Here is a 9,990-nt window from a genome sequence, read left to right on the forward strand (position 1 = left end):
GAGAGGCCCGAAGGTCCCCCTCTTTGCTCCGAAGAGATTATGCGGTATTAGCTATCGTTTCCAATAGTTATCCCCCACATCAGGGTATATTCCCAGGCATTACTCACCCGTCCGCCGCTCGTCAGCATTGATAGCAAGCTATCAATCTGTTACCGCTCGACTTGCATGTGTTAGGCCTGCCGCCAGCGTTCAATCTGAGCCATGATCAAACTCTTCAATTAAAGTTTTGTTGGTCTTTCGACCGGCTCAATAAATACTGACTTTAAATACCGTAGTAAATTAAAGCTTTTTATCATTTAAAAAATGATAATTAAATAACTGTGCCAAAATAACTTGCGTCATTTTGTTTTGGTCACTCAGTTTATTGATAAATCTTTCGACTTAACTATTCAGTGAGTGCCCACACAGATTGCATGGTCAAATTGTTAAAGAACAATACTGATTTCGTTGCTAGCCAATGGCTTGCTCCGTGTCAGTGAGGTCGTAGTATAGAGAGTTCGATCACGTTGGCAAGGGTTAATTTTCAAAAATATAAAAAAAAACACACGTTCGCACACACTACAACCAAATTCATTAAATATGATTTAAAAATCATCTTTAATTGTGCTTTGACATACCTTGGTTCGCTTTAATACTCCCTCTATTTATAGCTGAAAGTAACTAAATGCTATAAATAGACCAAAATCATCAAAATCTTTGTTAATAAAGAGAGAGAAAATAAATAACAACCGAATATTGTTAAAAAAACTTAAATTCACACCAAAATAAAAACAATGAAAACAACCAGTAATAGAATGCCATCTCATAAATACTGATTATTCATATCTTATTGGTATGATAAATTCTTCCATGTCATATAATGGTGATGTATGTCACAAACAAAGCTAGTCCTTATGTTAGGATTCAGCCCTTTCATTAATTGGCATCTCGTCTGCCTCTTTAATTACAATCGAAAGCTATACAGGATTTGCTATGACAAACCAGAATCGCATCCTTCTGACGTGGATAAGTTTCTTATCTTATGCCCTAACTGGATCTCTGATTATCGTCACCGGTATCGTTATGGGAGATATTGCCAAATATTTTGATTTGCCAATATCTAGCATGAGTAACACTTTTACGTTTCTTAATACTGGTATTTTAATTTCAATCTTCCTTAATGTTTGGTTGATGGAAATTGTGCCACTTAAGCGCCAGCTCATTTTTGGTTTTATTCTCATGCTATTAGCAATTCTTGGCCTAATTTTCGGTCATAATCTTGCTATATTCTCTGGCTGCATGTTCGTATTAGGTGTTGTGAGTGGTATTACCATGTCGATTGGTACTTACTTAATCACTCATATCTATGATGGTAAGCAACGAGGTTCACGCCTGCTATTCACTGATTCATTTTTCAGTATGGCCGGAATGATTTTCCCTGTAATTTCAGCAGCAGTACTTGCGCACCACATGCAATGGTATTGGGTATATGCAGCTATCGGCGTTATCTACCTTGCTATCTTCCTATTAGCATTAATCTCAACTTTCCCTGTATTAGGAAAAGATGCGCCTCAAGAAACAACAACTAATGAACCAAAAGAAAAATGGGGATTGGGTGTTCTATTTCTAGCGATCGCTGCTTTATGCTACATCCTAGGTCAACTTGGCTTTATTTCTTGGATCCCTGAGTATGCAACCCAAAAACTAGGTTTATCTATTAGTGATGCAAGCCAATTAGTGAGCTACTTCTGGGGTGCTTATATGATTGGTATGTGGATTTTCAGTGTGTTACTGAAAAAATTCGACCTGCATTACTTTGTGGTTGTTTTATCTGGATTAGCCACTGTATTGATGTATCTATTTAATAAAGATACTGACCCACATAACCTTATCTATATTATTTCAGCACTTGGCTTTATCAGTAGTGCTATTTACACCACTATCATTACGTTAGGCTCACAACAGACCAAAGTATCATCACCAAAACTGGTTAACTTTATTCTGTTATGCGGCACAATCGGTACCATGTTAACTTTCGTGGTCACAAGCCCTATTGTTAAAAACTACGGCGCACACGCAGCATTAGTTACGGCTAATGGCTTGTATGCAGCAGTATTTGTGATGTGTATCTTGGTTGGTTTTGTAACTAAACACCGGATTAACGGTCACGCTGATAGTCACTAACTAAAACGCTATCGAATAAAAAGCCTCAATTGTGTAAATTGAGGCTTTTTTTTGCATTGAACAAAAGTAGATTAACGAACTAGCTATCTATTAATTATTATTAGGGCGCATTGATGGGAATAAAATCACATCACGAATAGTATGCGCATTAGTAAACAACATTACTAAACGATCAATACCAATACCTTCACCAGCTGTTGGTGGTAAGCCAAACTCTAATGCGCGAATATAATCTTCATCATATTGCATAGCTTCATCATCTCCAGCATCTTTAGCATCCATCTGTGCTTTAAAACGCGCATCTTGATCTTGAGCGTCATTTAGCTCAGAGAAGCCATTAGCAACCTCACGGCCACCAACAAAAAACTCAAACCTGTCAGTCAAGAATGAATCTTCATTGCTACGACGCGCTAATGGGGAGATATCAGCAGGGTAACCAGTAATAAATGTTGGCTGAATTAACTTAGGCTCAGCAGTTTCACCAAAAATTTCTTCTAACAACTGACCACAAGTCCAGAATGGTTCAACCGTTAGACCAACTTCTCGCGCAATATCAGCCATTAATTCACGGTTCTTAACATCATCATAAGTTAATGCTTGGATACGAGCATTGTCTTGAGTGTAATGTTGAATCGCAGCTAACATCGTCATACGAGTATAAGGGCCATTAAACTCAATAACGTGCTCACCATAAGGTAACGCTGTATTACCACAAAGATCTTTGGCAATTGTACTTAATAAATTTTCTGTAAAATCAATCAAATCATTATAATCAGAATACGCCATGTAAAATTCCATCATGGTAAACTCTGGATTATGGCGCGGTGAAAGACCTTCATTACGAAAGTTACGATTAATCTCAAATACCCGTTCAAAGCCACCAACAACCAAGCGTTTCAAGTAAAGCTCTGGTGCGATACGAAGATACATATCAATATCTAACGCATTATGATGGGTAACAAAAGGTCGAGCAGAAGCACCGCCAGCAATCGGGTGCATCATCGGCGTTTCAACTTCCATAAATTGTTGTGTGATCATAAATTGACGAATCGCAGCGACTACCTTAGAACGCATAATCATGGTATTACGAGATTCTTCATTAATGATCAAATCAACATAGCGTTGACGGTAACGCTGCTCTTGATCTGTTAAACCATGATATTTTTCAGGTAATGGGCGTAGTGCTTTGGTTTGTAACTCATAGTTATCCATATTGACATAAAGTTCACCACGATCTGAACGATGCAATTGACCTTTAACACCAATAATATCGCCAATATCTAAACCATGATATTTTTGTTTTAATTCTTCCTGAACTTGTTTATTGGCATAAACTTGAATACGTCCAGAAACATCTTGTAATACTAGAAATGGCCCACGTTTTGCCATAATACGACCAGCAACAGCAGTGGTATAAGTGGTATTAATTAAATCTTCTTTAGATTTATTTTTATATTCAATTATTAAATCACTCGCTAATTTCAATCGACGAAAAGTATTAGGGTGACCATTTGCTTTACAATTTTTTCTTATATAATCAAGCTTTGCTCGACGCTCTGCAATCAGTCTGTTTTCATCAATTTCAGTTTCTAACATAATATTACCTTCATCGTTTAATCACTTTATTAAAATGCATACAATCGAATATTTATTTAAAAAAACCATATTTATAATCCGATTATGGGCTTACTTTAAAATAAATAACCACAAAATAAAAAACGTGACATCCATCACAAAACATTAGAAATATAAAATTTATTTATTATTTATAATTAAAAATGAAATATGAAATTACGCTTACCATTTAAATAAAAAATTCCATCTATATATAAAAGCAAATAATATAGAATTAATATCATCCTAATTATTAACAATAGAATTAAAACCAAATGGCTTGGGTAAATTATAAAATAAATAACTGGTTATTAATTACAACTGAAAATTGTTTATATAAATCAGGACAAAATTATATTATTGAACCAAGAATAACCAAGCTATTAGCCTTTTTAGCCAAACATCAAGGTATTGTTTTTACACGAGATGAATTAATTGAAAACGTTTGGGACGGTGCAGTTGTTAGCGAACAAGTCGTGACGCAATCTATTTTTGAATTACGTAAAACTCTCAAAAAAATGGATGAAGATCACTGGATTATTACTATTCCAAAGCGAGGCTATAAGCTTGATATTGATGTACAACAAATATATGTCGATCCTAATACAGGTTTTAAGCTAGAAGAGTTTCACTCTTCACATGAGCATACTAATGATACTTCCCCCCAGGCATCATTCCCTGCTGGGCCAATGACGCGCGCTTTTAACGAAACCTCAAAAGAAACGCCATCAACGACAACAACAAGTTCAAATAATGTTAAATGGAATCATTGGTTTTTTGATGTTTGTATTTTAACTATGTTACTAATAACACTTGTTTTCATTAGTTGGAGTAACGAAAAAGTTACACCACCAACCACAATCTTAAATCCGCGCTTAATTAATATTGAATTAGCACAGCAGCCATCAACTAATCAGCTGTATTCAATCGCAAATATAATAAAAGACTCATTATTTAAATCTACAAGTTACATCAGTAGCTTCAGCCATCAACCTAATGCTGGTAAAACGCTATCGCTATACGTAAATCAGCAACACCAATTACACATCGAATTATTTAATAACATATCAAAAACAATTATGTTACAGGAAAACCTTCATCTTGATAGTAATAATTCGTACATCATTATAGATAAGTTACTAAATAAATTAATACAATCCTTAAATTATAATCATCAACAGACTCAGAATCATATAACTCTCACCAACTCTAATATATTGTATGGCTACCTTGAGCTGCCTAGTGTCATTACCAATGATGGTCAGACAAATATTAGTTATATTAAGCAAATCAGCAAACTTATTCAGTTATCCCCAAAAAATAGTTATTTATTAGCACAACGATACCTTGCTTATGCGATCATACTTACTATAAACAATAAAGTAACATCAATGCCAACATTAATGAACTATGGCAAAGTTTTGGTTAAAAGCATTACACCTAATCAACAACTAGTATCCAGTGAAATATACGATGCTTTAGCACTTAATGAACTTTACCAAGGTAACCTAACGGCTTCTGAACATTATTTATCACTGGCGGCATTGCAGTCTCAACAAAATACAGCTTTACGCTACATTTTATTAGGTAAGATCAGTGAACTTACTCATAAAACACAGCAAGCCAATGAGTATTATAGTATGGCTATGTATTTATCCCCTTCTGAAGAAACGCTGCAGCTGTGTCAAAAACTAGTCTTCATATCACAAATAAATACTACTGAAATCACTCCTCCGCATTAAGTTTAGAACATCATTATATTTAGCAACAATTCTATTTATTTTATTACTCAGTAAGTAACGATTATCCATTTAATAGGCCTAATAGGTTTCGAACTTAGCGATCATACTGAGTAGCACCTCAGATTTACCGTTAATAACAATAACAACATTACAATGGCTGCTTGAATTAATCTGCCACTAAGAGTTTATAAAGATTATCAAACTGTCATTATTTTATTGATAAATAAATTACTTTTTCACTAACAAGCTAACTAATTGATTAATAAGGGCAACAAAATAAATTAAATTAAAAAAAACCAATTTTATTATTTTAAAATCCTTGAGTAGAAGGTTATTTAATTAACTCTTCTATCTGCTGTAGATTAAATCGAACTCACTAGTCATTGATTGTATGGAAGTGAAATACTTCTTAATTACTGACGTTAAACGTGCGTAAACATTTTAAATATAATTGTATTATTTGGAGATTGTTACATGTCGTCCGATACATCAAAAAAGATAGGCTTAATCGCCTGTACCGGTGTGGTAGCCGGTAATATGATGGGTAGTGGTATCGCACTTTTGCCCTCGACATTGGCAAAAGTAGGTTCAATATCTATTTATAGCTGGATTATTTGTTTAGTTGGCGCCTTGTCTTTGGCCTTTGTTTACGCTCGTTTAGCAACGAATAACCCCCAAGAAGGTGGTCCTATTGCCTATGCTGGTGAAGTTTCGCCTGCTTTTGGTTTCCAAACAGGTGTGCTTTATTACCACGCTAACTGGATTGGTAACCTTGCTATCGCTATTACTGGGGTATCGTACCTTTCTGTGTTCTTCCCAATTTTGAACAACACTATTCCAGCGGCAATCGCAACTATTGCCTCAGTGTGGGTTTTCACCATTATTAACTTATTGGGTGGTTCATGGGTAAGTCGTCTATGTACTTTAGGCTTAGTACTTATTCTTGTTCCTATCGTTGGTACTGCCGTTGTTGGTTGGGGGCATTTTGATGCGACAACTTACATGCAAAACTGGAATACATCACACAGCTCAAATTCACACGCTATTGTTAGCGCGGTACTGATCACACTTTGGTCATTTGTTGGTGTTGAATCAGCAGCGGTATCATCTGGTATGGTGAAAAATCCGAAGAAAACAGTTCCATTAGCGACACTACTTGGAACCGTTATTGCTGGTGTTATTTATATTCTATCAACCCAAGTTATTGCTGGTATGTTCCCAGCTTCTGAAGTTGCCGCTTCTGGTGCACCATTTGCACTTGCAACAACGGCTATCTTTGGTGCTTGGACTGCTCCATTTGTTGCAGCATTTACCGCTTTAGCGTGCTTTACATCTCTAGGTTCTTGGATGATGTTAGTAGGTGAGGCAGGCAAACGTGCAGCTCGTGATGGCAACTTCCCTGCCGTTTTTGGTGAAACAGATAAAAATGGTGTTGCTAAAAAAGGCTTAGTACTTGCTTCTGTGATGATGACCATTCTTATGATCGTGATTACTTTATTTAGTTCAAGTAACAGCCATGCTTCAAACTTATTCGATATTTTAACCTCTGACGCAGTGTTATTAACTATGCTGCCTTACTTCTACTCAGCGGTTAACCTTATCCGTTACGAAGGTATGACAACTCGCAATGTGTTTGTAATGTTGTTTGCAGGTGTTGCATGTATCTTCTGTTTCATCGCACTTATCGGTGCAGATCCATCAGCATTAGCCGCAACTTTCGTTGTTTCGCTAGCTATCTTCATGTTCTACGCTCGTAAGCTTGGCTTCCGTCAACACTTACAACTAGAACAACAAGAGCAAGCAAATAAAGTAGCGCAATCTCACTAAGTTTAATCCCCTAATAATATTATCAAGGCGCACAACTACACCTCCCTAATTGGAGTGGTGCGCCTTTGTTTACCCTGGAGATATTCAACAATGAATACCATAGCAATCTTAAATAACTTAGGCGTATTCTTCAAAAAATACCCAGTACAAGAATTAGAACAAGCATTAGCAACTCGTGGCTATAAAGTTGTTTACCCTGTTGATGAAAAAGATTTAATGAAGCTACTTGAAATGAACCCACGTATTAGTGGTGTGATTTTTGACTGGGATACTTACTCATTAGACTTATGCCAACAAATTAACCAAATTAACGAAAAACTGCCGCTATATGCATTTGCTAACGAACATTCAACGTTAGATATTAACTTAGCAGATCTTCGCTTAAATATTTACTTCTTTGAATATTGCCTTGGTAGTGCTTCTGATATTGCCCATAAAATTGAGCAAGCAACAGAAGACTACAAAGACAGTATTCTACCGCCACTGACTAAAGCATTATTTAACTACGTTGATGAAGCTAAATATACATTCTGTACCCCTGGTCATATGTCCGGTACTGCTTTTAATAAAAGCCCTGTAGGTAGTATTTTCTACGATTTTTACGGTGCAAATACATTCAAGGCTGATATCTCAATTTCAATGCCTGAATTAGGTTCATTATTGGATCACTCTGGTCCACATAAAGAAGCGGAAGAGTACATTGCGCGTACGTTTAACGCTGATCGTTCTTACATTGTGACTAACGGCACTTCGACAGCAAATAAAATTGTTGGTATGTTCTCAGCACCAGCTGGTAGCACTGTATTGATTGACCGTAACTGTCATAAATCATTAACTCACATGATGATGATGACCGATGTAGTGCCAATCTATTTCCGTCCAACTCGTAATGCTTACGGTATTTTAGGTGGTATCCCTAAAAGCGAGTTTAGCCGTGAAGTAATTGCAGAGAAAGTTGCTAATACTCCAGGCGCAACTAAACCTGGCTATGCGGTTATTACTAACTCAACGTACGATGGTTTGTTCTATAACACTCAATTTATCAAAGAATCACTAGATACTAAGTTCATTCACTTTGATAGTGCTTGGGTGCCTTACACTAACTTTAACCCTATTTACGAAGGTAAGTGTGGTATGAGTGGTGATGCAATGCCGGGTAAAGTGTTCTATGAAACGCAATCAACTCATAAGTTATTGGCTGCATTCTCACAAGCATCAATGATCCATGTTAAAGGTCAATTGGAAGAAGAATCTTTCAACGAAGCCTTTATGATGCACACCTCAACGTCACCACAATACGGTATTGTGGCGTCAGCTGAAATTTCAGCAGCAATGATGCATGGCAATGCAGGTCGTCGTTTAATTCAAGATTCAATTGATCGCGCTATTCGTTTCCGTAAAGAAATCAAAAAATTACGTTCAGAATGTGACGGTTGGTTCTTTGATGTATGGCAACCAGAAAACATCGATACTACTGAATGTTGGAATCTAAAACCAAATGAAAAATGGCATGGTTTCAAGAATATCGATGAAGATCATATGTTCCTTGATCCAATTAAGATCACTCTGTTAACACCAGGAATGAACGAAGACGGTGAACTTGCAAGTTCAGGTATTCCAGCATCACTTGTAGCTAAGTTCCTTGATCAACACGGTATCGTAGTAGAAAAAACTGGCCCATACAGCCTATTGTTCTTGTTCTCTATCGGTATCGATAAGCCAAAAGCAATGCAGCTACTTCGTGCATTAACTGAGTTCAAACGTGGCTACGACCGTAACATGACGATTAAGTCATTCTTACCATCTCTATACCAAGAAGATCCTCATTTCTACGCTAATATGCGTGTTCAAGATCTTGCACAAGGTATTCACGATCTAACAGTGAAATACCAATTACCAGAGTTAATGTACAAAGCATTTGATGTGTTACCAGAAATGAAGATGACACCACACGATGCATGGCAACAAGAGTTACGTGGTGAAGTGCGTGAAATTCCATTATCTGAAATGGTTAATGAAATTAGTGCCAATATGATCCTACCTTATCCTCCAGGTGTGCCTGTTGTGCTTCCTGGTGAAATGGTTACTGAGCAATCTCGTCCAGTATTAGATTTCCTTGAAATGCTATGTGAAATTGGTAATCACTTCCCTGGCTTTGAAACTGACATCCACGGTGTTTACAACGTTGATGGTGTTTACAAAGTGAAAGTGATCAAGCGTTAAGATATTCACTCTCATTAATAATATTAAGGCATGCTAGTAATAGCATGCCTTTTTTTATTCGTTCTATTTATAACAGCCATCATCAACTTAGAACCTTATGATTTACTTGTGTTTAAGTGCCTGTTTTATAATTTAATCCCACGTATCTCAAAACTCGAACTTCATATCTCAACCTCATACCTCGCATCTCATACCTCGCATCTCATACCTCGTATCTCATACCTCATACCTCATACCTCATACCTCATACCTCATACTTCATACCTCATACTTCATACCTCATACTTCATACTTCATACCTCATACCTCATACCTCATACCTCATACCTCATACCTCATACCTCATACCTCATACCTCATACCTCATACCTCATACCTCATACCTCATACCTCATACCTCATACCTCATACCTCATACCTC

5 protein-coding genes and 1 rRNA gene are annotated in these 9,990 nt (G+C 36.6%); 4 read left to right on the top strand and 2 right to left on the bottom strand.

The annotated features are described in order from the left end of the window. Positions 1–221 (bottom strand): 16S ribosomal RNA (locus tag C0W29_RS21200); the annotation flags it as partial. 751 nt (positions 222–972) lie between these two features. Here C0W29_RS21200 and tsgA point away from each other — a divergent pair. After that, a complete protein-coding gene (gene tsgA / locus C0W29_RS21205; RefSeq protein WP_036796085.1) occupies positions 973–2,163 on the top strand; it encodes an MFS transporter TsgA in 1,191 nt (396 codons plus the stop codon). A gap of 90 nt (positions 2,164–2,253) precedes the next feature. On the opposite strand, the gene lysS is transcribed toward tsgA, so the two are convergent. After that, positions 2,254–3,759: a lysine--tRNA ligase gene (gene lysS, locus C0W29_RS21210; protein WP_045044170.1), complete on the bottom strand. Its 1,506-nt coding sequence runs from the start codon at positions 3,757–3,759 to the stop codon at positions 2,254–2,256. Between the two features lie 293 nt (positions 3,760–4,052). On the opposite strand from lysS, the gene C0W29_RS21215 reads away from it, so the two are divergent. The 3 genes from C0W29_RS21215 to cadA all read left to right on the top strand — a co-directional run bounded on the left by C0W29_RS21215 (position 4,053) and on the right by cadA (position 9,569). After that, complete coding sequence (locus C0W29_RS21215) at positions 4,053–5,519, top strand: winged helix-turn-helix domain-containing protein (RefSeq protein ID WP_045044171.1); 1,467 nt, start codon at positions 4,053–4,055, stop codon at positions 5,517–5,519. 474 nt (positions 5,520–5,993) lie between these two features. Further along, a complete protein-coding gene (gene cadB, locus C0W29_RS21220; RefSeq protein ID WP_045044172.1) occupies positions 5,994–7,346 on the top strand; it encodes a cadaverine/lysine antiporter in 1,353 nt (450 codons plus the stop codon). 90 nt (positions 7,347–7,436) lie between these two features. Beyond that, a complete protein-coding gene (cadA, locus tag C0W29_RS21225; RefSeq protein WP_045044173.1) occupies positions 7,437–9,569 on the top strand; it encodes a lysine decarboxylase in 2,133 nt (710 codons plus the stop codon). Positions 9,570–9,990 lie beyond the last annotated feature (421 nt).

The organism is Photobacterium kishitanii (genome assembly GCF_003026355.1).
In the GTDB taxonomy this organism is placed as follows: Bacteria; Pseudomonadota; Gammaproteobacteria; order Enterobacterales; family Vibrionaceae; genus Photobacterium; species Photobacterium kishitanii.

Excerpts from the sequence above, each read along its gene's own strand:
- C0W29_RS21215 (WP_045044171.1), top strand. The coding sequence starts at position 4,053 with ATGGCTTGGGTAAATTATAAAATAAATAACTGGTTATTAATTACAACT.
- tsgA (WP_036796085.1), top strand. The coding sequence starts at position 973 with ATGACAAACCAGAATCGCATCCTTCTGACGTGGATAAGTTTCTTATCT.
- cadA (WP_045044173.1), top strand. The coding sequence starts at position 7,437 with ATGAATACCATAGCAATCTTAAATAACTTAGGCGTATTCTTCAAAAAA.
- cadB (WP_045044172.1), top strand. The coding sequence starts at position 5,994 with ATGTCGTCCGATACATCAAAAAAGATAGGCTTAATCGCCTGTACCGGT.
- lysS (WP_045044170.1), bottom strand. The coding sequence starts at position 3,759 with ATGTTAGAAACTGAAATTGATGAAAACAGACTGATTGCAGAGCGTCGA.